Raw genomic sequence first — 24,450 nt, 5'->3', positions numbered from 1 at the left:
CATCGCTCAAACATATAACGGTGTCCACCGATGTGGGTACCCCCAGTACGGGCTCCCCAACATATACTCAAAAGTGATCCGTCATGCATTCACCCATGAGGCTCTCACCATCCCTCACTCGCTCGGAGCTACCTTACATGACCGTCTTTATCAACGTATTAACATATATCGTTGTCAATTACAGGTACAATTATATACTATCTGCGGGGCCGTTGCAATAGTTTTAATCGCATTCTAAACATGTAAGAGTCGCATATCCTCCGACTGTGATGCTATTATACAGTCAAACAGTCACACTTCTCCATACCCATACACCACAAATGCTAGAACTATATGTATAACAACATACTCAGAACCCCTAGAAGAAACTAGTATATGTATACATAGATTGGGGGTATAACAAATTTCACTTCTATGCTACCATAAGAACATAGAGATTTGAAATGTTTCACAAGACAATATAAGTCTTGTTCTCATGGTCATATAGGAGTCAATATGGAACTTTGGAAACGCACGTTATATGTTTGTTTATTTGGGGCCTTCATGGCATCGGTGGGGCTCAGTCAAGCAGCCCCACTTATCCCCTTATATCTACAGGACCTAGGCGTCCATGATCAAGGAGCTCTTGCCAATTGGTCTGGTATCGCCATGGGTGTCACCTATCTTATGGTAGCCCTCGTCTCACCTTTTTGGGGCAAACTAGCTGATAGAAAAGGTAGAAAATTAATTTTATTACGGGCTAGTTTTGGAATGATGGTCACCAATGCACTTCTTGGATTCGCACAAAGCCCTGAACATGTTGTGATGATCCGCATTCTAAATGGTATGGTATCTGGATTTTTTTCTGGATCCATTACGTTAGTAGCCACCCAAACTCCAGAGTCCAAAACTGGTTGGGCCTTAGGTCTATTATCCGCTGCCAACTTAGGAGGCTCCTTATTAGGACCTATGATTGGTGGTTATATGGGAAGCACCTTTGGTATTCGGTATGCTTTTTTTGTGGTATCCGCTTTACTAGGCATAGCCTTTTTATCTTCCTTGTTATTCATAAAAGAAGACTTTACTCCTAAAGTAAAAGGCCCAGCTCCCTCTCTCAAAGACTTACAGAAATCTATCTCCAATTGGAAAGGTCTTATCTTCGTATCTATCGCTTCTTTCATTTTTGCCTTCACCACCATGGCATCAGCTCCTATCCTTTCTGTATTCGTGCAACATATTGTAGGCCGTGGCCACGAACATATCGCATTATTAGCTGGTTTAGCTTTCACTTCTACAGGGATTGCTCAAATGTTAGCTAGCTCTGTACTCGGTCGTTATATCGACAAACTAGGACCTCAATTCATTCTCTGGACAAGTTTTATGTATGTAGGATGCATGACAATTCCACAAGCCTTTACTGACTCTATTATCATCTTATGTATCATTCGATTTTTACTAGGCTTTGGATTAGGCGGACTATTGCCAGGAATCAACACCTATATTGCTAGTATTACACCAAAACATTTAGCTGGACAAATTTTCGCTTACAACCAGTCCACTCTATTCTTTGGCTACTTTATGGGCGCTGTAGGTGGTTCTGCCATCGTATCGCAATGGGGCTTTAGTACCATGTTTATCGTAACAGGTATGATTATTGCTTTAACAGGGGTCTTCTTGAAAGTAACATTAGGGCGCACTTCAACAGCCAGTCATTAGCCCATTCTTATGAACTACAAGATAGTTTCCCATCCTATATACTATGCATTACATATGCTTTGTGATGATGCATATATGACCAAATACATAGAATGTAAAAACAGAGGTCTTCTCATCAAGGCCTCTGTTTTTTATCTTATTTTATTGAAAATATTTTATATATAAATCTAATTCTACTACAGCCATATGTGTAGCATACATTACGCTATAGTAGTACTTTGCATACTTACGAATCAGTACCTACTATACTGACAATACGAATGCAAAACTATAATGTATTCACACCCGTCTCTAATGGGAACCCTTCATAGGTCACCCAATCGCTAGAGCTACCTAGGTACATGGCTGGTTCTACACCTACTTCTGCTAACGCAATCATCAAGTTCGCCGCTGTCACTCCAGAGCCACAATAGGTGACGATAGGTTTTTCCACCTTAGCTAAGTCACCGTAGGCTTGTTCTAATTCTGCAATGGGCCGTACACCATCAGGAGTAAATCCCCATTCGTAGAAATGATTGATTGCCTCTGGGATATGTCCTGTCATACCATCCATAGTATCCACTACCGATCCATCATAGCGCTGTGGTGCTCGTGCATCGATGATCACATGACTACCCGTTTGGCTAGCTTGTAACACTTCATCACGATGCATGAGTAAATGGTCTTGCAAAGTATACTTCAATGGCTTTGGATCTGCCACTGTTGGTGTCTCCTCTTGGGTCAATGGATATCCCTCACGGTACCAGCGCTCGATGCCACCAGCTAGAACTTTCACATTGGTGAAACCCATGTATAATAGCAAGAACCGCAAACGACCAGCAAAGGAAATCCATGCATCGTACACCACGATGTGAGAATCCATAGTCACGCTGCATTCACTCAACCGTTGTGCTAGTACTGCCATGTCTGGCAAAGGATGGCGACCACCGTGTACCCCTAAAGGGCCACTCATGTGTGCATCCATATCGATGGCAAAGGATCCCGGAATATGAGCCACTTCATAGGCTGCAAAACCACGAGCATCTAGGACCACCACTCTATCTAATTGTTCTTGTAATTCTTTCGGCGAAAGTAACACGCTCATTGTTACACCTCCAATATATAAATTAGTATGTCTATGTTACATCTCTATCCTATCTAGTATGCATAAAAAATATGCCTTCAGAGGATAACTATTGCTGTCTCTCCAAGATATACTATAGGACCTTAACTATCATATAGAAACTATCTCTTACGGTTCTGTTAGATACAATAAAAACTGTTAACATACCTATACAAACAATAAAGAATGCCATACACTCTCTATAATCTAGTGTAACATAGATTAGTTTCGATGTGTATGGCATTTCTATTCATACATGTATTCTGTTGGGTGATATTGATTCCCGTCAGTTTCCAATATATTGAAAACCGTCACTTCACCTACTATCCCTTAATCGCTTGAAACGCTTCTTTGGCAATTTGCAATGTGTACGCCAAGTCTTGCTCGCTGTGACACGTAGACAAGAAGTTACTTTCATATTGGCTGGCTGCATAATAGATGCCACGTTCCAAATTGTAGTGGAAGAACGTTTTGAATGCTTCCATGTCACAAGCACTAGCATCATCGAAGTTACGCACCTCTTTGTCTGTGAAGAACAAGGTAAACATAGAGCCCACACGTTGCAGCATCACAGGTACGCCTACTTCTTTCGCTGCCACTTCTAATCCTTGGCATAAGGCTTCTGTAGATTCCTCTACTTGACGGAATGCATTCGGATGTTTTTGCAACATTGATAAAGTAGCTAGACCTGCTGCCATGGCTACTGGATTGCCACTCAAGGTACCTGCTTGGTACACAGGACCGGATGGTGCGATGGCAGACATAATTTCTTTCTTACCACCGAACACAGCCATCGGCAAACCACCACCGACGATTTTACCTAAGCATGTCAAATCTGGGATAACATTGTAATATTTTTGTGCCCCACCAGAACTGGAACGGAAGCCGCACATCACTTCATCAAAGATGAGAACGGCGCCGTGCTCTGTGGTCACTTCACGTAAGGTTTCCAAGAATCCTTCCACAGGAGGCACACAACCCATATTGCCTGCCACTGGCTCTACGATTATGGCTGCAATACTTTCACCATGGGCCTCGAATAATTGGCGAACCGCCTCAGAGTCATTGTACGGTAAAGTGATGGTATCTTCCGCTACACCCGCTGGCACACCGGGACTGTCAGGCACACCAAAAGTTGCTAAACCGGAACCAGCTTTTACCAACAAGCTATCACTATGACCATGGTAACAGCCGATAAATTTCACAATTTTATCGCGACCTGTATAGCCACGAGCCAAACGCAAGGCACTCATAGTAGATTCTGTACCGGAGTTCACCATACGTACCATTTCCATAGATGGATAGAAAGCTTGAATTTTTTTCGCCACTTCTGTTTCAAGCAGTGTTGGTGCTCCATAACTAGTACCACGAGGGATGGCTTCCAAAATGGATGCTACAATTTCAGGGTTCGCATGACCTAGAATCATAGGACCCCAAGACAATACGTAATCGATGTACTCATTGCCATCGATATCGTAAATGCGAGATCCGCTAGCAGAGCTGATAAAAGGAGGATTGCCCCCTACACTGCGGTAAGAGCGAACGGGACTGTTCACACCACCCGGCATATATGTACGAGCCTCTGTAAAGGCTTGTTTTGATTTTTCTAAACTAAACATAATGGCTCCTATATTTCCACACTATTTTTCTTGTAGCCAACGTGCCACATCCAAGGCATGATAGGTAATAATCATCTTCGCCCCTGCTCGTTTCATGGATAGCAAGGTTTCCAAGGTAATGCGTTTTTCATCCAGCAGTCCCGCTGCCGCAGCTGTTTTAATCATGGCATACTCGCCGCTGACGTTATACACGGCTAAAGGACAATCGAAGTTATCCCGTACTTCGCGTACAATATCCAAATAGGATAGAGCTGGTTTAATCATAATGATGTCCGCCCCTTCGATGATATCTTGTTCCACTTCACGCAAGGCTTCTAAACGATTGGCCTCATCCATTTGGTATCCTTTACGGTCCCCAAAACCTGGTGCGGAATGGACCGCATCACGGAATGGTCCATAATAGGCGGATGCATACTTCGCCGCATAACTCATGATGGATACATTGCTAAATCCCGCTGCATCTAAAGCTTCACGAATCGCAGCAATACGTCCATCCATCATGTCAGATGGTGCCACCATGTGAGCCCCCGCTTTCGCATGGCTCACTGCTACATTACACAATAATGGCAACGTAGCATCATTGATCACTTCATGATGTTCCACATGACCACAATGGCCGGTCGATGTGTATTGGCATAAGCATACATCGGAGATCACGATCAACTCTGGCACTTCTTTACGGATAGCCATAATCGCCTGTTGCACCGGTTGTTCCATATCCCACGCAGAAGAACCATCTTCATCTTTGTAAGTAGGAATGCCGAAAATTTCGACGCCCTTAATACCTAAGTCATAGGCTTCTTTCGCCAATTTTACAGCTTCGTCCACGGATACATGATATTGTCCTGGTAAGGAAGAAATTTCTTCTTTCACCGCTGTTCCGGGAACAATAAATATAGGATAAATTAAGTCTTCTACTTGTAATGTTGTTTCACGAACCAACGCACGCATGGCTGGGTTGATGCGCAATCGTCTTGGTCGATTTCGTAATTCCATATTGTGCCTCTTTCTATTTGCAATCGTTCAAGATTAAGTCCACCATAGCAGGGATTGTAAAAGTTTCCCCAATTAAATCTGGTTGAATCCCTTCTTCCACGCAAGTTGCTCCTGTAATCGGTCCAATGCAAACGACCTTCGTATTGCCTAACAAAGCCACCGCATCAGAGCCGAGCATATCTTTCGTATTCGTCACTGTGGAAGAACTTGTAAACGTAATGTAATCCACCTCTCCTGCACGTAATGCTTCTTCTAAATATTCTTTGTGGGACGTATCTTGTACCGTTTCATACAAGCGCAATACCGTCACATCACATCCTGCCTGTGAAAGTCCTTTATAAATCACGTCGCGCGCCACTTTGGGTTGTACTAGCACAAAGCGCAAATCGCCTAGCGCTCGTTCTGGCCATACACGACTCTGTTCTACTGTAATGGTTTCCACCACAGATTCCGCTTGGTAATTCGGTGGCACGATGTCCGCACGAATGCCCCGATCTAATAAAGATTTTGCGGTAGCACTGCCGATAGCACATACTTTCATAGAACCTAACGCACGACTATCTAAGCCACGGTCTAATAAACCATCAAAAAAGAACCGCACCCCTTCGGCAGAGGTGAAAATTAATCCATCGTAGGAAGATAAGCTATCATAGGTCACATCCATCTCTTCTGTACGAGGTAAGGCCTGTGTTTTGATAGCAGATGCTTCGATGACATGGGCCCCCAATTCTAGTAATCGTTCAGATAGGGCGCTAGCTTTACTACGAGCTCGTGTGACCACGATAGTTTTACCAAATAATGGTTTATTATCGAACCAACGTAATTGCTCCCGCAAAGATACAACTTCCCCAACGATAACAATAGCTGGTGCTTTCAATTGTGCTTTTTCTACATCTTCTACGACATGCTCCAAGGTAGAGACCAACGTTTCTTGGATTGGTTTTGTGCCCCAACGGATGACCGCCACTGGAGTTTCCTTTGGACGACCGTATTTGATTAAGTTAGTGGCAATGTTCGGCAAATTAGAAATACCCATCACAAAGGAAATCGTGTCCACAGATTTAGCTAAGCCTTCCCAATTCATACCAGACTCTGGTTTTGTTGGATCTTCATGACCTGTCACAATGGCAAAGGACGTCGCCATGGCACGTTGTGTCACAGGAATCCCAGCATAGGCTGGCGCAGAAATACCAGAGGTAATGCCTGATACAAATTCAAATGGTACTCCCGCTTCTACCAAGGCCAACGCCTCTTCACCACCACGGCCAAATACTAATGGATCGCCACCTTTTAGACGAGCTACTACTTTGCCTTCTAATCCACATTTTACGAGAAGTTCGTTGATTTCCCATTGGTGCATCGTATGATTATTGCTTTTTTTGCCAGCATAAATAATCTCCGCCCCTTCTTTGGCATAAGACAAGAAATGAGCATCTGCTAAATAGTCATAGACAATAACATCTGCTTTTTCAATGCACTCCTTACCTTTCAGAGTGATTAATTTATGATCGCCCGGTCCGGCACCAATTAAATATACAATGCCTGTCATTTCAATACTCCTCTTTCTACTAAATCGTCAATGATGGCTTTGCCCCCTTCTTCATAGAGAGCTTTCGCCAAGTTACGACCTAACATATCTGCTTTTTCTTTTGGTCCCGACAATTCACCTTCAAAACAATTTTTTCCATCTAAAGAAGCAATGATAGCTTTCAACGTTAATTGTCCTTTATAAATTGTCCCATGGACACCCATCGGTACTTGGCAACCGCCTTCGAGTTGACGAAGGAAACTGCGCTCTCCACGAGTAGCCCACATAGTATTTTCATCGTGCAATACAGATAACATATCTAGCATCTCTGCATCATCCTTGCGACATTCAATGCCCAATGCCCCTTGCCCTACAGCAGGGATGATTTCATCACTGGTGAAAGTCTGAGTAATAACAGACTCCAAACCCAATCGTTTTAAACCAGCCTCTGCTAATACAATGGCATCAAAGTTTTCTGTTTCTAATTTATTCAAACGTGTTTGCACATTCCCACGAAGTACAGAAATCTGCAAATCAGGTCGTTGATTCAATAATTGTGCTTGACGGCGTAAACTACTGGTTCCTACTTTAGCACCTTGTGGTAATTGATCTAATGTTTTATATTTTGGTGATACCAAAGCATCACATGGTGTTTCACGCTCTGTAATAGCACCTAGTACCAAATCTTCTGGTAGTTCTGTAGGCATATCTTTCAAGCTGTGTACAGCCAAATCGATGCTACCATCACGCATAGATGCTTCTAGCTCTTCTGTAAATAAGCCTTTGCCACCGATTTCAGCCAATGGTTTTTCTAAAATACGATCACCTTTCGTACTGTGATGGACTAACTCCACCTTGCACTGTGGATAATGTTTGCGCAATGTATCTGCCACATAATTGGCTTGCCATAAAGCAAGGGCACTACTACGGGTGCCTATACGAATTGTGTCTCTCATAGTGTGTCGTCCTCCACTTCCAAAGCAAACATATCTTGGAATAACTTCCAATAATCTCGTTCTTCCTCTTTACCCGCGATTTCACCAAAATGAATCATTGGATCTCGCAATAATTTACGTACCAACATACGGGACATATTGCTAATAATCTTACGTTCTAGCTCTGTGGCATTTGGCAATTTTGCCATCGCACGATGTACTTCCCGTTTACGAATAGCTTCTGCTTTTTCGCTGAGTAAAACCATAATAGGACGGACCGATAAATATTGCAATTTCTCTTCAATTTCCTGCAACGCCTCTTCTAAAATTGGTTCTGCTTTTTTAGCTTCTTCTTCTCGTTGGTGCTTGTTCGCTTCTACTACACTTTCCAAGGCATCAATGTTAAACAAATACACCCCTGGAATTTCTGTTACATCTGGATTGATGTCACGAGGTACGGCAATATCGATCATGACAATCGACTTACCATCTCGACCATCCATAATTTCTTCCGCTTCTTCCCGCTCAATCACATAATGCGGTGCACCAGTAGATGTAATAATAATATCTGCTACTTTGGCTTCTTCTACAAAATTGTCAAAATCAACGGCTTTACCATTGAATTGCTTTGCCAACTCTTCTGCTGTTTTGAACGTCCGATTGGACACGAAAATACTCTTTACCCCTTTAGCTTGTAAATGACGAGCTGTGAGCTCACTCATTTGACCAGCTCCCAAAATGAGAACCTTTGCCTCACTGATAGGAATCTCTAAACTATCTTCCGCTAAATTGACCGCTGTATAACTAACAGATACTGGCGTATTTGCAATCCCCGTCATGGTGCGCACACGTTTCCCTACAGCAATGGCTTTTTGGAAAATAATATTAAATACAGACGCTGTTAATCCCTTACTATAGGAAGAAATATAAGCCATTTTTAATTGGCTCAAAATTTGACCTTCTCCTAACACAAGAGAATCTAAACTAGATGCCACTCTAAATAAATGAGAAATACATGCCTTCCCCTCATATAGGAAAAACCATTTCTCATCTACGTCTACCGTTTCTTCACCTTTCAGATGCAGTAGTAAACGTATCATATATTCTTTTACATTCTCCATGTCATTTAGGACGACATAGAGTTCTGTGCGGTTACACGTCGATAAAAGGACGCACTCCTCTACTTCTTCATGAGCATAAATGTGATCCATAGCATGATCGAGAGCTTCTTTGGAAAAAGAAAATTTCTCTCGTACATCTACAGGTGCACTTCTATGATTCAGACCTAATACGACTAATTGCATGTACAATATTCTCCTTCACTGAGTCTCCTTGACCCTCTAATATTTGTATAAACTCCGATTCTCCTAAATTTATACGCCAGAACTGCTCTCGTTCTTTTGGTGTATCTAATATATGCTGTAATTCTTGTCTCCATAGACGAATCTGAGGTAGCCACTCGGCTAATATGCCATACCTGGTTTCTATATCCTGTCTAAGCAAGCGACTCACTCGTGGGCTCACTTGATTGGTAAATATAGAAATCTCTAAATCACCAATCTCCGTAGCACTGCCGAATACCCAAGTAGAATCATCTTTAACATCAGCCCGATTAATGAAAGCCTGTGCTTCTTGAGCATCTTCCATGACTTGCGCATTCACAACAGGAATGTCCGTAGCAATAATGACAAACTGTTGACCTACCATATATTCTGAGCTATAAGGCTTCTCTATCCATTGTAATACACCTGCTTCATGGTATGTTACAATATCAGGCAATACATCAGGACTGACCACCAAAATCTGGGCCTCTTCTTCTATTAATTTTTCAATTCTACGCAAGGCTACTTGCCCTCCGCCGACCACAAGACAAGGTCTGTTTTTTAGTGAAAGTCCAACTGTTATCATTCTACTACTATCCTTATATGTCTCTACAATGGCAAAAACGGCTTGAATAATCAAGCCGAAATTCACCTTATGCTTCTGTTTCAGTCTGTACAGGTGTGATATCCTGTAAAGCAATACCATCTAATAATTGTAGTTGCGCTGTTAAAATTGATTCTACTTTTGCACGGAACACGGCCATTTCATTCGCAATGGTAGCATATTTAGCTTCTGCTTCTCGCAGCGCACGATTCGCATCTTCTAAGATTAATTTACGTTGCTGCTCTGCATTTTGTAGAATTATATCAGCCTCTTTACGAGCTGCCTCTTTTACGTTTTCACCAGTTTCTTGAGCCAGTACCAATGTATTACGCATAGTTTCTTCTGTTGATTCATATTGATTCAACCGTTTTTCCATTTGCTCTACTTTATCAGTCATTTCACGGTTTTCACGATACAAGATTTCATAGGCTTGTACCACTTCATTCAAGAACTCGTTTACTTCATCGCAGTCAAAGCCACGAATACTTTTTCCAAACTCTTTATTATGAATATCCATTGGTGTTAACATAGGATCAGCCTCCTTACATAAATCGTTTTAGATGTACTCCAATACGTCCTTTCTTAGACGTTCCAGTAATACTTTCTATTTGCATACGACCTCTGCCACGAAGAGAGATAACATCCCCTTCTTTCACTTCTTGCGCTGGTCCCTTCGCAGGTTGCCAATTCACTTGTACCAATCCTGCTTTAATCGCTTCTACTACTTTTGTACGAGATGTACTAAAACCAGAAGAGGCGATAGAATCCAACCGCATAGATGCCACAGTCGTTCGCACTTCTTTTATTTTTTCTTCTTTCGGTTGTAATTCACTCAATTCCATCCGTGATACTGTTACAGTAACCATAGCAATTTTTGTGAAATTTTGAATTACAAAATCTGCTATCGTTGCATCGACGATCACCTGTGCACCGCCACTTGTGACGATAATGTCGCCAAAATGAGTGCGATCAATACCAAGCCCCATTAAAGAGCCCAGTACATCACGATGCGTCAACAGTCGGAATCGTGGATCCCAAGATACTTTCAACACCGCAATCTGTAAATCTACAGAACCTTGAAAGTGAGGGTCCACAAAAGCCACTCGAAGGCGTTCTGCCCCTTCGTAGCCACCGCTGGAGATGATATCAATACCACCGAAATTCGCTTTCACTGCATCCGCAATGACAAGACCCGCCGGAGACATAAAGTCTGTTACACGGTACGGTCTGCCTGCTTGTACTTGCTCAGCTAGGTCAATCATACGTCTAGCTTCTTCGCCATTACCAGATGCTTCAAAATATCGAATTAACTTTTCTTTATCTTTCACGTTGTTTTCCTATTTCATTTGACCGCTCATAACAAGCGAGGACACCTTCCATAATAGAGGACCGCAATCCTTCTTTTTCCATGGCAGCAATCCCTGCTATAGTAGTTCCCCCTGGAGAGGTCACTTGGTCCCGCAGTACACTAGGGTGAGAACCTGTTTCTAAGACAATTAATCCCGAACCATACATGGTCTGTACCGCCGCTTGCAACGCCAATGTCCTAGTGAGTCCAATCCGAACTCCTGCATTGGCCATGGCATCTAAAATGGTATACATGTAGCCTGGGCCCGCTCCCGCTAACGCACCAATACGGTCTAAATCAGCTTCTGAGCATACAACAGCTTCGCCTAATGCTTCAAAAATACGCAAGGCTTGCTCCCGTTCACCTGGAGTTACCTCCTCACTACTTGCAATGGCTGTAAAACCTGCTTTCACTAAGATCGGTGTATTCGGCATAGCTCGCAACCAATGCGCATGAGGCGCAAAGGACTGCAATGTGTCCAATGTAATGCCTGCTGCAATAGAAATACATAGCGTTCTCGGCTCAATAAGTGGGCCCACCTCTTGCATAAGAGATGGCAATACTTGAGGTTTTACGCCAAATACGATGGTTCTATACTCATCAAAGGCAGGTATGGCATCACAATCCGTAAAGGCTGTCACACCGAATGTGCGCTCTAATTCCGCCGCTTGTTCACTGCGACGCACCAATACATCTACTTCCTCAGGACCCCAAACACCTTGTTCCAAAGCCCCTTGTAAAATAGCACCACCCATCGATCCTACGCCAATTAGTAGTATTTTTTGCATGGCTACCTCCTAATACTTAGGCTTGTGGCTCTTTCCAAGCTAATTTATCAGATATTTCTGTATATTCTTTATCTGTATAATCTACTGTTACATTCACTGGTACGCAGATGAAAATATCTTTACCAATTTTTTCTAATTTTCCATCTAAAGCAAATGTAGCACCACTAACAAAGTCCACAATACGTGCCGCTTCATGAGGGTCTGTGTTTTCAAAATTAATCACGACTGGACGCATATCGCGTAATTGATTTGCAATGTTTTCAGAGTCTTCGAATGCTTTTGGCTCTACGATGACTACTTTCATACCACTAGAACGTTGTGCCACTGTATTATATCCTCCTGTTTTTGGTTTTACTGCAGATGCTACAGGTCCATTACCACCTGCCACTGGTGCTGTTACCACTGGCTGTTGAAACTCTTCTTCATATGTATCATCTGAATACTCTTCATATTCATATCCATCATCTTGATTACCGCCAAAAAAGTTTTTTACAGAATTCCAGCTGTCTTTCAGTGCCATCGTCATTTCCTCCATTACTTATCATAGTGGCGTTCTCCAAATATTGCGGTTCCCACACGAACAATATTTGCACCCTCTTCAATTGCTACTTCAAAATCATGGGTCATCCCCATGGATATATATTCAATCTGCCCTTCATCAAAATGAAGTTTCATGTCTTCAAATAAAGCATGGGCCACTCGAAAAATTGGGCGAGCCTCTTCTGGATCATCAAAAAATGGTGCCATACACATAAGCCCTTTTACCCGTACATTGGGTAATGTTTTAGCATATTCCCGTATGGTAGGAAACTCTTCCACATCCATACCAGACTTGCTTTCTTCTCGTGCCACATTAACTTGTAGTAATACTTCTTGTATCAAACCTTTTCTAGCGGCAATGCGCTGAATTTCATCCAACAACTTAACACTGTGAACTGAATGAATTAGCCTGAACTTCCCCACCACATTGCGCACTTTGTTGTTTTGTAATTGTCCAATCAAATGCCATTGTAGTTCTGGTCCCTGGTAGAGTTCCATTTTTTCTTTCGCTTCTTGTACACGATTCTCGCCCACGGTTCTTACACCTAGATGAGCCACCTCTTGCACCGCCTCTACAGGATGATTCTTCGTCACCGCTACTAGCGTAACAGAATCTGTTCTTCCCACTCGTGCCTTCGCCGCTTCAATGCGTTCCTGCACTTCATGTAATGCTGTTGCTATCATATATGTCAGTCCTCTTTCGTCGTTACATTCCACTCTGAAAGGTCTTCATAAAAAAAATAATACTTTATCTTTTTTATTATAAACGAAAGAATAAGAAAAGTACATAGAAAAAGCATGATTTCAAGCCTAGTTCTCTGTATTTTCTTATTCTTAGTTATCTAAATTATATATTTGTCAAGTATTTCATGTCTGGATGAAAGTATATACTCCCGATTGTGCACCGTCATCGCATGTGATATCCTCCAGTGCCCTACAAGGTCTTAGGGCATCCTGTGAAAGTGCCTCTCCTTAAGAGAAACAAGTCTAAGACATCTGTGTCCTAGGCTTGGTCTCGCAAGACAGCGAACATCGCCATGCGCCCGGTGCACCCTTGATCTCGCCGATACGAGTAACATCCATCAGTGGTCATCGTGTCTGTGGATGATATCGCCACTTGCTTCAGTGGTACACCCTTGTGCACCACACAAGCAGCGATGTATCCTTTCAAATCCACATGGGGTGTCGGTTGCTCTGCTCGTTGGATATAACGCACCACCTGATCCACCTGTGAAAGCCCCAAGGCACGCATGTCTCGTCGAAATTGTTCAGCGATCTCTTCGCTTACCTCAAAGGAGTCCGCTCCAATGGATGGGCCGATGAAGAGATAACAATCGGATGGCGACGTTTCATATGCCTCGTGCATACTATCTATCGTTCGTTCTACAATGTGAGCGATGGCACCACGCCAACCTGCATGAACAACCGCCACTGCATGATGTGCCGTATCATAGATGAGAACAGGCACACAGTCCGCCACAAGCAACAAGAGAGGAACCTCCACCAAGTTCGTGTGGATCGCATCGCTGTCCGGGATGCTATCGTCCCAACTGAAAGCACCTCGACCCACAAGCTCTGGTGTGACCCTCGTCACGCCTACCCCATGCACTTGCTCACCACAGGTCAAACGATGGGGTTCCACACCTAGCACCTGTGCTAAACGTTTGCGATTCTCTGTCACCGCTTCTGGAGTATCACCAACATGCAGTCCCATATTAAAACTATTAAAGGAGCCTTCACTGACACCACCATAGCGGTACGTCACACCGTGAGTGAGGGGGAAACGCTCTAGTAGCGGACTGTATTCATAGGTAATACTGGTGGGATTATTTTGGGAAACTGGTGCCTGTTTAAGAGAGGAGGAAGTTTGGAATAGTTGCGTTTTGTTCATGTTGTGCCTCCTTTGGGTTAGTAGAATCGTTTACATTTGATTCGTGTAAATATTATTTTTTATAGATTTACTAGTTATATTTCATGAATTTAGATGTTATAATTCATATGCAATAAAAGAATATTGTACTTTCTTGCTACATTATTATTACAAATAAAGCGTAAAAGTAAACCGCAAAGCAATAACTACAATACTATAATTTTAGTCACTTTTTCTCCATCATTAATAAATTTAATGCCATATACATAATCTGATTGCCAAATAAACACACCGTAAAACCAAGTATTATCATCATAAATGCGTACTGGTCTACCATATGCCTCATACACTTTTTCTAACGAATCTCCTACTGCAATCCCCCGATATGTCGTAGCATCACGATTAGTAACTTCAATGATTCCAGCTCTTTCGATTTGCCCATAAATACTGCTATACATTATACCACCGTATCGCATGAAGGCTCGTTGCTCTCCATCTCTTCTATACTCATGGTGAACTTCCTCTGTAGGATTACCTAAAATTCGACGAATCTCCTCATAGGTAGCATTAGGGTATACTCCAGCTATAGTACGTTCTGCTCCACCTAAATGATGTCCAACCTCTTGACCTGATGGATAGCGGCTCGGATACTCCGATCGTTGCGGCAAACGAATTGTACTAGAAGATGTGCTAGTTGTTCCATTAGTACTGCTTTGTTGTCCTGCTTCATTCCAAGACTTTTCAATCTTTTTCCATGTTTTAGATAACCAACTAGCTTCTACATGGGCTGGCATAAAGATGGTTGCACTGAATAGTGCTAGTAAAATGGATGTCGTTAATTTTTTCATGGTTTCTCTGTAATCCTCTTTCAATATATAACAAGAAATTAACATCAATAAATGTACACTACATGAAATATAGTGCATATTCTCTAGAATACACTCATTACATCTAATTGACTATCCAATAAATATCTCTGTTACCTTTGTACCATCATTTATAAACTTTATACCAAAAAGATCATCTCCGCCCCATACAAATCTGCCATAAAACCATGAATTATCGCCAAAAATATATGTAGGTTTGCCATAAGCTTTATAAACCTGTTCTAATGAGTCACCTACCGCGATTCCTCTGTATGTTATAGCATCACGATTCGTAATGCTTATATATCGGACATAATCTCTATCTCTTATATTGCCTTTTATCGCTCCATTATAAAATGTAACTCCACCATATCTTAAATTTGTTCCTTCATATGTAGGAGTACCTAAGCTCCTCTTAATATCTCCCATAGTTGCCCCAAATGGAACACCTAGTACAGTAAACTCTACGTCTTCTAAACCCATATCCTTTTTATACCCATAGCTATAACCACTTGGATAATCTGATCGTTGTGGTAAATGAATTTCATTAGAAGCTGTACTACCTTGTTTGGTGGAATCACTATTTGTTCCAGACTCATTCCAAGATTTTTCAACCTTTTTCCATGTTTTAGATAACCAGCTTGCTTCTATATGGTTTGGTGTGAAGATGGTAGCACTAAATAGCGCTAGTAAAATAGATGTGGTTAATTTTTTCATAAAAGTACCTATAAATATAATCTAATTTCATTTCTTATTTTTAATACTATTTTTATACACTAAATTTATTTGCATCTAATACCTCTAGCATTTTTAAGGCTATTGCATTAATGACTGGTACTGCAACAGAATTCCCAAACTGTTTATAGGCTTGTGTATCACTAACAGGTATAATAAACTCTTCCGGAAATCCTTGTAATCTACTCGCTTCTCTTGGAGTTATCTTTCTTGGATTCTTTCCTTCTTGACGTATTAATATTTCACTGCCATCTTTATAGTATCTAGCAGAGATAGTATTAGTATAAGGACTTTCTGCATCAAATAAAGAATATCCAAAGCCTTTTCCATTTTTTTTATTTTCAATTTTTCTCCGTTGATGTCCATCCCAGAGTGCATCAGAAATCGTATACTTTTCAGATACATTTTTCTCTAAAACATCACCTACACTTACTTTTGTTTTTGTCGGATTTGGAAATTCAAATGTAGCATAATTAGGAACACTATTTATATCAAATCCTACTATATAAATCCTTTCTCGGTTTTGAGGAACCCCAAAGTCTTTCGCTTTAAAAACATTATCATATACAGCATACCCAAGATCTTCTAGAGTTGTTTTTATAACACTGTAAGTTTTACCTTTATCATGACTTTTTAGGTTTTTTACATTTTCTAGTAAAAACGCCTTCGGTCTTTTTGCCTTAATAATTCGTTCTATTTCAAAAAATAATGTCCCTCTAGTATCTTCAAAACCTAACTTTTTACCTGCTTGGCTAAATGCTTGACATGGAAAGCCACCCACTAAAATATCATGTTTCGGGATTTCCTCCTCATGGATTAACGTAATATCTCCTGATGGCTCTTCACCATAGTTAGATTTATATGTTTTTGCAGCGAATTTATCAATTTCACTGCTAAAAACTACTTTTGTTCTACCTGTTAGTTGAAAACCTAATCTAGTACCACCAATACCCGCAAATAAGTCTATCATTGTATAGTCTGCATTATCCTTATTTCCAAATGGTACATCTTCTGGAAATAATAATATCTGATTCAGTTCTAATTTAGAGGGACTACCAATCCCACTCTCCCACCGTCTAATAGTTCTATCTCCATGTTTAGCCAAACCAACAGCATCAGCTAATTCTTTTTGCGTCATATTTAACCGTATTCTTTTTTCTTTTATTAAAGTACCAATACATTGGCATTTCTCTTCATTATTTTGTATACTTGTAATCAAAGGGCTTCACCTCTTTCTTATGTGTTAATAACAGGACTTTATGTCCTTTACTTGACACAATTATAGCAAGTCTATTTGCATTTGGAAAGGAGAAACTATGGATCTAAAATTATATGTGAATTTTATAAAAACAAGTCGTGCTGAATACTTTTCAGATATAAAACCATATGATCTTATCTACAAACAATTTACTACGCTAGATTTAAACGAAAAAAGTCCAGAATATTTTTATGAACATGCCAGTATTATAATGAAATTACTTCGTGATATATCATGGAACGAATTTCAGGAAAAAGAAAAGCACTTCACCTCAGAAATGCTTGCTTCCCTATATGAAAATAAAGATATAGATACTATGGGAAGCAAGGAGGCTATCAACTGGTTTACCAGTGAGTTCCCATCTCATATCTATAGCTTAAACCTTTCTAATACTCAAAGTAGACGTAGTCGTGCTGGTAAAGAGTTTGAAGCTATCATTGAACTTATTCTGATGGGCGCAAATATTCCATTAGATAGCCAAGGTAGTATCGGAACAAGATATTTTACAGAAAAAGGTCTTGGAAAACTTGTTGATATTGTGTCTCCTGGATCTACTGAGTATACTGTTAATAAACGTGATACTGTTTTAATTAGTGCAAAAACAACGCTACGTGAACGTTGGCAAGAAGTCCCAGAAGAAATGGCTCGCACTGGTGCAAGAGAAATGTTCTTAGTAACACTTGATGAGTCTATCAGTCAAGATGTGATAGAGACATTAAACGACAACAATATCCAATTAGTAACTACTAAGTCTATCAAAGAAATTTATTATCCAAATAATCATAGTGTAATTACCTTAGAAAAATTGCTATTAATTTTAAAAGAAACTGCTGATAAATGGGATAACTTTCCATTTCCACAAGACAAAGAACTTGAACGAAAATTAAATATAGAAAAACAAATTCAAAAACATCTTAATCATCCGTTTATAGTTGAGTATTATAAGAAACTACTTTAAAACAACTATTCTACACAGTAAAAAGCGAACCATATTCTCATGGTTCGCTTTTCTCATCGTTTATGTTGTCCAGTTCTTTTCCGCTATTTCTCGGCCTTTTTCTGTGACTTTCAATATGATTTCTTAGGTAATAAGTAGTCCAAAAGATTGTGCTCATCTTTTTTATCTACTTGTGTTGTCATTCTCTTACCACCATTCATTGATATATGTATTTTGTCTTGGATACGCCCGGTTTAACACTTCTAATATATCATCTGGTCCTTCTAGTGTGTCTTCAAAGGCGAGTTCTGTTGCACTCATGCGCCCCATAAGGAGTAAGCTCAAGGCCCCTACAGAGAACACTAATTTTGCATTGATATCCACATGTTCTTTGTGTTTCACCACTTGCGCTTTCCCCTCTTTATAGGACACTACATAGGTGCCGTGGTTCCACTCACATAATGGGTCTTTCACTCCAAATTGGATCGCTCCTTCTAAGGCTACTGGTACGGGAATGCTTTCCATGGCGAGTTTCACATCTACGATACGACTCATCATAAATGGCATCGTACTGTGCCCCGTTTTTCCATTCGTGTGAAAAATATAGCCTTGGTCAATCATGCCTTCGTTCCAACGTACGCTTTCACCTTGGGATCGATGGTTATACAAAAAGTTCAACAAAGCTTTTTGCGCACGGCGAGTGGTGTACACAAACTCACTCACTGCAATTTCAGGCTCTCCTAGGCGATAGAAACAATAGCCTTCTAATTGTCCAGAATCATTTTTTACATATCCTACTTGTACACCTTCTGCAAAAATGGATTCCAACAGGCGAACCCATTCTTTTTCTTTTCGTACTGCATAGCCAGACAATGGTTTTGTGTACGTTTCATAAACACCTGCTAAGCGTTTCCATTCACGTGGGGAACGCAACATGCCAAAAGATAAGGTTTTGTCTAGTTTCTTTAACAGAGGGGCTAACTCATCCAATTTCATGGTTTGTACCCATTGATGGGCATACAAATCCCAGCCATAGTTTTGATAAAATCCTGCAGAAGATGGCATTAAAATGGTTAAGCCCTGTCCACGTTCTTTCAATTCCCCTAATGCTGCTTTCAGTAATTTTTTACCGACCCCACTGCGTCGTACAATCGGGTCTGTGGCAACCCCCACCATGTAAGACATAGGTAGGTCCACACCGCGAACACGAATGGTATTTTGTCGTAAATGAACAGTGCTCACCAAATAACTACGGTCGATGCCCACCATCGTATTGTTTGGTTCATAGGCCGTATCAAAATAGTATTTAAAAAATGGATGATCTTCTGGCTCAAAACAATAAGCCCACAAACGTTTGACTTCTTTTGTGTCTGACTCTTTGGCAATTCTAAATTTCAAAATAATCCCTCTTCCATCGCTATGGTACATAGAAAACAGTTCGTATACTTTATTCTATTATTATATAAAAAAATAAGGGCCTACTGCTAGACCCTTTATACACTTCTTTTATAAAAGTTTACAGACATAGAAAAAGAGCCAGCTTCACTGACTCTTTCAAGTATGCATCCGCAAACGCATACCCCAATTAGCTATTATATTACAATGCCTCACCAAAGGATGCAATGGTAATTCATAAATTATATATACAATAAGACACCATCTAAAAATAGTTTAGCGCCATACCCGAATAGAATCAACCCACAGATACGATTGATCCAAACCAATTGCGAAATCTTGATGCGCTTTGATAATTTGTGAATAATCGTGGACAACGCCCCAAACCAAGCAAAGGCAGACACGATGTATCCCAACAAGAAATAGAGAGATGCTTCTTCTGGAATGCTGGCTTTCACAGCGCCGAACATCATGGTCACATCGATGAGTGCCTGTGGATTCAGCCATGCCACCGCAAAGGCAGTGGTCACGATATTCCAAATGGTCACATTCGTATCTACATGAGATACATTCGGCTCCGAATTGAACACGGTATAACCCATGTAAAAGATAACCGCCCCACCTAGCAATAAAACGATGCCTTTCAAAAATGGCCATATGTCAAAGATGGCACCAATGCCATAAAAGGCTGACACGCTCAAGGTGAGGTCGAAAAATGCCACGATTAAAATCGTTGTAATAATACGTGACACCTTTTGCACCAATGCTGTATTAATGATAAATAGATTCTGCATTCCTATGGGCGCCAACACGGCAAAGCCGATCAGTAATCCTTCCCAAAAATAGGTCATGGATGACTACCCTCGCAAGCGCCTTCTTTGATACAACGAGCATCATATTTTTCAGCAAAATGATCTGGGTTGTAAGATTCTTTCGCCATACGAAGGCCCAGTAATCCCATATCTTCTTCACGGTTGATAAACTGTGTATCCGCAAATTCATGACGAATAAATTCATTATTGATAGCTTGGTACAAACCACGGATGGTGGGGTTTGCTTTTTCAATATGAATGAGCGCCATATGTTCATTCAACATTTCCCCAATGGTGAAAGCCTCTACTCGTCCGAACAGTTTAATGCATCCGCCCACAAGGCCCAATGCATCCCAATGATCGAAGAGCAAATTGATGGCAGTTAGCTCATCTTCAATACCTTCTTCATGGTGTGTCTCCACCCATTGCGCTGCCGCTTCACGACAGAGAGGAATGGTAGTATCATCAATAGGCATATATTCATAATTAGAATATTGCATGCGGAATTGATTTAAATGGTTTTTCTTTTGACGTAACTTTTTACCGGATAAGGTAATCATATCTTCTGTACGATAGATATATTCAAAGTTATCACGGTCAGGTGTAAATTCATAGCAATCTGGACACAACTTTTGCATCCGTTCCATCATGATTGGATTAACACCTTTTAATAAAAATGGAATTTGATTCTCCTTGAACCACTCTTTCGCCATTTGTAATCCATCTACAAACTTGGCATCTTTTCCAGCAAATGGTGGCAACATAAATGGAGATTCTGTCACTCCACCACCTTTAATAAATAATACGCCTTCTTCTTCGGCCCAAGTAATGCCATAAATATCTTGCCACATAAATAATGTAGTAAAACTATTATCTGACGCTTCATAATGATGCTCTGAAAAATACGCATCAATACGGGGCTTATCTTCTAAGGTAAAACGCTTGAAGTCTAAAATAGGACTCGCCTCCTAATACACTGATTTTATGATATAACATTACTATTATATGCTATTCATCGATAAAATTCAATGCAGAAAAAAGTATAATGCCATTTCGAGTAGTAGCCTTGTGTCATCCCTTACTACCTAGGTTAGGCAAACACAAGAAGAGCACGGTGTGCCCCGAACAAACATTATGAAATACCGTTTGTGAGGGGTATACCGTGCTCTTCCCTTTATCTTATTTAGTTGCGAACGCCACAGGCTGCATAGCTAAACAAGTAACAATTTTCATTTGCAAATGGCTAGATAGTAACAACAAATAGTGACTAGCCAATGCCGTAATATAAACGGCAACGAAAAAGCACAGGGTTGCCGCCCTGTGCTTTTTTGGTGTAATCTTTGTTAGACTTACTTGTTGTTTTAGCTACTCATATTGTAACATAACTTAACGTAAAGGTAAACATAGAATACCTCAGTATCTCCACGCCTCCGTAAAGCGCCATTGTAGAAGTGGTCTTTCTTGCCCCCTTATTTGACAAAATTCCACAAACGACAGAAGAGCACGACATGTTCCGGAGCAAACCTAACCACTGTATCAGTTTGCGGAGGAATGTGTCGTGCTCTTCCCTTAAGCTCAAGTAAGAAAGGCAAGAAAGCCGATACTAGAATAAGCTTTCGTCTTCTTTTAGATCTTCTCCAGAGATAACTGCTACAGAGGCAATTTTATCTCCTTCATCTAAGTTTTGTGTTTTCACGCCAGAAATGGCTTTACTTTTCTTCACGGCAATATCGTTCACGTCAAAGCGAATGATCTTACCTTGTTCAGAAATGAGCATCATTTCATCGTTGTCATTCACGATTTCTACAGCTACGACTTCGCCAGTTTTGTCGGTGATTTTAAAGTTTTTCGTTCCTTTACCACCACGTTTTTGCACTGTGTAGGAGCTTTCTACATTGCGTTTGCCATACCCTTCTTCACTGATGGTGAATACTTGGCATTCTTCGCCAGTACCGTGGATAATGCTAGCACCTACCACTTCGTCACCAGCGTTGAGGTTGATACCTTTCACCCCACGAGCAGCACGTTTTAACAAACGTACGTCACCTTCATGGAAACGAATAGCCATACCTTTTTTCGTACCTAACAATACATCTTGGTTGCCATAGGTCAAGCCTACAGAAATCAACTGATCTCCTTCGTCCAATGCCACTGCATTCAAGCCACCACGGCGAATGTTGCGGTATTCATCAATGGAAGTCCGTTTCACCACACCCTGTTTTGTGACCATGAACAAGTTCACATCGCTGGAGATGCGTTCTAAGTCGATCATGTTCGTCACCGTTTCCCCTACATTAAGAGGAAGTACGTTGATGATAGCTGTACCACGAGAGTTACGGCTCGATGCTTCTGGCACTTCGTAGGCTTTCAAGCGGTACGCACGGCCTGTGGATGTGAAGAATAACAATGTATTATGAGTGCGCACATGCATAATTTGCGCCACATAATCGTCTTCTTTCGTTTTCATACCCACAACACCTACGCCGCCCTTATGTTGGTTGCGGTACACATTAGCATTCATGCGTTTGATATAACCTTGACGAGTTAAGGTAATGACCATTTCTTCGTCAGCAATTAAATCTTCCACATCAAAGTCAGATGTATCGATAGTGATTTCACTGCGACGTTTATCACCATATTTTTCTTTCATAGCGATTAACTCTTCTTTGATGATGTCACGTTGACGTGCATCGGAGGCTAAAATCGCTTTCAAGTCCGCAATCAACACCAATAATGCCGCATGTTCTTCTTCGATTTTTTCACGTTCCAAACCTGTTAAACGAGCTAAACGCATATCTAAGATCGCATTTGCTTGAATTTCTGTAAGGCTGAACTTTTCAATCAAAGCTGTACGAGCAATATCTGTAGTTTGAGAACTGCGAATCGTATGGATCACTTCATCAATATGATCTAAAGCGATCAACAAGCCTTCCAATACGTGCGCACGAGCTTCTGCCTTCGCTAAGTCGAACTCTGTACGGCGTACAATGACTTCTTGACGGTGCGTTAAGTAGTGACCTAATACCTCTTTTAAAGTCAATACTTTTGGATGGCCTTTCACCAATGCCAACATAATCACGCCGAATGTATCTTGTAATTGTGTGTGTTTATATAATTTATTCAACACGATATCTGGTTGCACGTCAGAACGCAATTCGATAACGATGCGAAGACCACGGCGGTCACTTTCATCTCGAAGGGCTGTAATACCGTCCACCACTTTATCACGACTTAAGTCTGCAATGGTTGCAATCAAGCGTGCTTTATTCACTTGGTACGGAATTTCTGTCACCACGATACGATGTTTACCTTTGGTCATAGCCTCAATGTGAGCTTTTGCACGCATTTTGATACTACCACGACCTGTGGCATAGGCTTTTTTAATACCCTCACGACCAAGGATAGACGCTCCTGTTGGGAAGTCTGGACCTTTGATAGCCGTCATCAATTGGTTCACATCCACTTCTGGATCGTCGATGAGCATCACAAGACCATCTACCACTTCCCCTAAGTTGTGAGGCGGAATATTCGTCGCCATCCCTACGGCAATGCCGGCGGAACCATTGATCAACAAGTTCGGAATCTTTGCGGGAAGTACAGTTGGTTCTTCCAAAGATTCGTCATAGTTCGGCATGAAGTCCACTGTTTTCTTCTCAATATCTGCTAGCATTTCTGTGGCAATACGAGACATACGAACTTCCGTATACCGCATGGCCGCTGCAGAGTCGCCGTCAATGGAACCAAAGTTACCATGACCATCCACCAGTGGATATCTTGTATTAAAATCTTGGGCCAAACGCACCGTTGCGTCGTACACAGAGCTATCACCATGTGGATGATATTTACCAAGTACGTCGCCGACGATACGAGCCGATTTTTTGTACGGTTTCGACGGTGTCATGCCTGTTTCATGCATCGCATATAAAATACGACGGTGTACAGGTTTCAACCCATCGCGTACATCTGGAAGGGCGCGCATAACGATAACGCTCATGGCGTAATCGATGTAGGAACTGCGCATTTCTTTATCGATTTGGACCGGCAAAATTTTGCCATGACTCCAAGCCTTTTCCTCCATTGTATCACCTCATTTTACAATA

At 41.2% G+C, this 24,450-nt stretch carries 22 protein-coding genes; 2 read left to right on the top strand and 20 right to left on the bottom strand.

Features of this window, described 5'->3' with window-relative positions:
- The first annotated feature begins 495 nt into the window (after positions 1-495).
- On the top strand, positions 496-1,695 hold the full coding sequence (locus EO116_RS03850) for an MFS transporter (protein ID WP_127160713.1): 1,200 nt from the start codon (positions 496-498) through the stop codon (positions 1,693-1,695).
- Between the two features lie 268 nt (positions 1,696-1,963).
- On the opposite strand, the gene EO116_RS03845 is transcribed toward EO116_RS03850, so the two are convergent.
- The 16 genes from EO116_RS03845 to dcm form a co-directional block, all read right to left on the bottom strand.
- Positions 1,964-2,779, bottom strand: coding sequence for a sulfurtransferase (locus tag EO116_RS03845; RefSeq protein ID WP_127160712.1), 816 nt, complete (start codon positions 2,777-2,779; stop codon positions 1,964-1,966).
- 341 nt (positions 2,780-3,120) lie between these two features.
- Positions 3,121-4,416 (bottom strand): glutamate-1-semialdehyde 2,1-aminomutase, encoded by a 1,296-nt coding sequence (hemL, locus tag EO116_RS03840; protein ID WP_127160711.1) that lies wholly within the window; start codon positions 4,414-4,416, stop codon positions 3,121-3,123.
- Positions 4,417-4,437: 21 nt separating this feature from the next.
- Positions 4,438-5,412, bottom strand: coding sequence for a porphobilinogen synthase (hemB, locus tag EO116_RS03835; RefSeq protein WP_127160710.1), 975 nt, complete (start codon positions 5,410-5,412; stop codon positions 4,438-4,440).
- Between the two features lie 13 nt (positions 5,413-5,425).
- Complete coding sequence (gene cobA / locus EO116_RS03830) at positions 5,426-6,961, bottom strand: uroporphyrinogen-III C-methyltransferase (RefSeq protein WP_127160709.1); 1,536 nt, start codon at positions 6,959-6,961, stop codon at positions 5,426-5,428.
- The gene (gene hemC, locus EO116_RS03825; protein ID WP_127160708.1) at positions 6,958-7,896 is read right to left on the bottom strand and encodes a hydroxymethylbilane synthase; all 939 of its coding nucleotides are present in this window, start codon (positions 7,894-7,896) and stop codon (positions 6,958-6,960) included. Before hemC ends, cobA begins: the two co-directional genes overlap by 4 nt.
- Positions 7,893-9,179, bottom strand: coding sequence for a glutamyl-tRNA reductase (gene hemA / locus EO116_RS03820; protein WP_127160707.1), 1,287 nt, complete (start codon positions 9,177-9,179; stop codon positions 7,893-7,895). The genes hemC and hemA overlap by 4 nt, the downstream gene beginning before the upstream one ends.
- Positions 9,148-9,783 (bottom strand): bifunctional precorrin-2 dehydrogenase/sirohydrochlorin ferrochelatase, encoded by a 636-nt coding sequence (locus EO116_RS03815; RefSeq protein WP_164726062.1) that lies wholly within the window; start codon positions 9,781-9,783, stop codon positions 9,148-9,150. Before EO116_RS03815 ends, hemA begins: the two co-directional genes overlap by 32 nt.
- A gap of 67 nt (positions 9,784-9,850) precedes the next feature.
- Positions 9,851-10,330 (bottom strand): DivIVA domain-containing protein, encoded by a 480-nt coding sequence (locus tag EO116_RS03810; protein WP_127160705.1) that lies wholly within the window; start codon positions 10,328-10,330, stop codon positions 9,851-9,853.
- 13 nt (positions 10,331-10,343) lie between these two features.
- Positions 10,344-11,129: an RNA-binding protein gene (locus EO116_RS03805; RefSeq protein ID WP_127160704.1), complete on the bottom strand. Its 786-nt coding sequence runs from the start codon at positions 11,127-11,129 to the stop codon at positions 10,344-10,346.
- Entirely contained in the window at positions 11,119-11,937 is an 819-nt protein-coding gene (gene proC, locus EO116_RS03800; RefSeq protein WP_127160703.1) for a pyrroline-5-carboxylate reductase, read from the bottom strand. The genes EO116_RS03805 and proC overlap by 11 nt, the downstream gene beginning before the upstream one ends.
- Positions 11,938-11,953: 16 nt before the next feature.
- On the bottom strand, positions 11,954-12,457 hold the full coding sequence (locus EO116_RS03795) for a cell division protein SepF (protein WP_127069282.1): 504 nt from the start codon (positions 12,455-12,457) through the stop codon (positions 11,954-11,956).
- 14 nt (positions 12,458-12,471) lie between these two features.
- The gene (locus EO116_RS03790; protein WP_127160702.1) at positions 12,472-13,161 is read right to left on the bottom strand and encodes a YggS family pyridoxal phosphate-dependent enzyme; all 690 of its coding nucleotides are present in this window, start codon (positions 13,159-13,161) and stop codon (positions 12,472-12,474) included.
- A gap of 319 nt (positions 13,162-13,480) precedes the next feature.
- Positions 13,481-14,368 carry a peptidoglycan editing factor PgeF gene (gene pgeF / locus EO116_RS03785; RefSeq protein ID WP_127160701.1) on the bottom strand — a complete coding sequence of 296 codons (888 nt, stop codon included), beginning with the start codon at positions 14,366-14,368 and terminating at the stop codon, positions 13,481-13,483.
- Positions 14,369-14,553: 185 nt separating this feature from the next.
- A complete protein-coding gene (locus EO116_RS03780; RefSeq protein ID WP_127160700.1) occupies positions 14,554-15,195 on the bottom strand; it encodes a hypothetical protein in 642 nt (213 codons plus the stop codon).
- A gap of 111 nt (positions 15,196-15,306) precedes the next feature.
- Complete coding sequence (locus tag EO116_RS03775; protein ID WP_127160699.1) at positions 15,307-15,930, bottom strand: TonB-dependent receptor; 624 nt, start codon at positions 15,928-15,930, stop codon at positions 15,307-15,309.
- A 52-nt stretch (positions 15,931-15,982) separates the two neighbouring features.
- The gene (gene dcm / locus EO116_RS03770) at positions 15,983-17,167 is read right to left on the bottom strand and encodes a DNA (cytosine-5-)-methyltransferase (RefSeq protein ID WP_240629121.1); all 1,185 of its coding nucleotides are present in this window, start codon (positions 17,165-17,167) and stop codon (positions 15,983-15,985) included.
- Positions 17,168-17,264: 97 nt separating this feature from the next.
- Between dcm and EO116_RS03765 the strand changes: the two genes are divergently transcribed.
- Positions 17,265-18,164, top strand: coding sequence for a type II restriction endonuclease (locus EO116_RS03765; RefSeq protein ID WP_127160698.1), 900 nt, complete (start codon positions 17,265-17,267; stop codon positions 18,162-18,164).
- Between the two features lie 186 nt (positions 18,165-18,350).
- On the opposite strand, the gene eis is transcribed toward EO116_RS03765, so the two are convergent.
- The 4 genes from eis to gyrA form a co-directional block, all read right to left on the bottom strand.
- Positions 18,351-19,541 carry an enhanced intracellular survival protein Eis gene (eis, locus tag EO116_RS03760; RefSeq protein ID WP_127160697.1) on the bottom strand — a complete coding sequence of 397 codons (1,191 nt, stop codon included), beginning with the start codon at positions 19,539-19,541 and terminating at the stop codon, positions 18,351-18,353.
- A gap of 239 nt (positions 19,542-19,780) precedes the next feature.
- Entirely contained in the window at positions 19,781-20,389 is a 609-nt protein-coding gene (locus EO116_RS03755; RefSeq protein ID WP_127160696.1) for a LysE/ArgO family amino acid transporter, read from the bottom strand.
- Positions 20,386-21,306, bottom strand: a complete 921-nt coding sequence (locus EO116_RS03750; RefSeq protein WP_127160695.1) for a DUF2156 domain-containing protein — start codon at positions 21,304-21,306, stop codon at positions 20,386-20,388. The genes EO116_RS03755 and EO116_RS03750 overlap by 4 nt, the downstream gene beginning before the upstream one ends.
- A gap of 647 nt (positions 21,307-21,953) precedes the next feature.
- Positions 21,954-24,428: a DNA gyrase subunit A gene (gene gyrA / locus EO116_RS03745; RefSeq protein ID WP_127160694.1), complete on the bottom strand. Its 2,475-nt coding sequence runs from the start codon at positions 24,426-24,428 to the stop codon at positions 21,954-21,956.
- Between the last annotated feature and the right edge of the window lie 22 nt (positions 24,429-24,450).

Source organism: Veillonella sp. VA137 (assembly GCF_003992015.1).
GTDB lineage: Bacteria > Bacillota > Negativicutes > Veillonellales > Veillonellaceae > F0422.
Note: the sequence above shows the minus strand (reverse complement) of the source record. Positions and strands in the feature narration are given on the sequence as shown.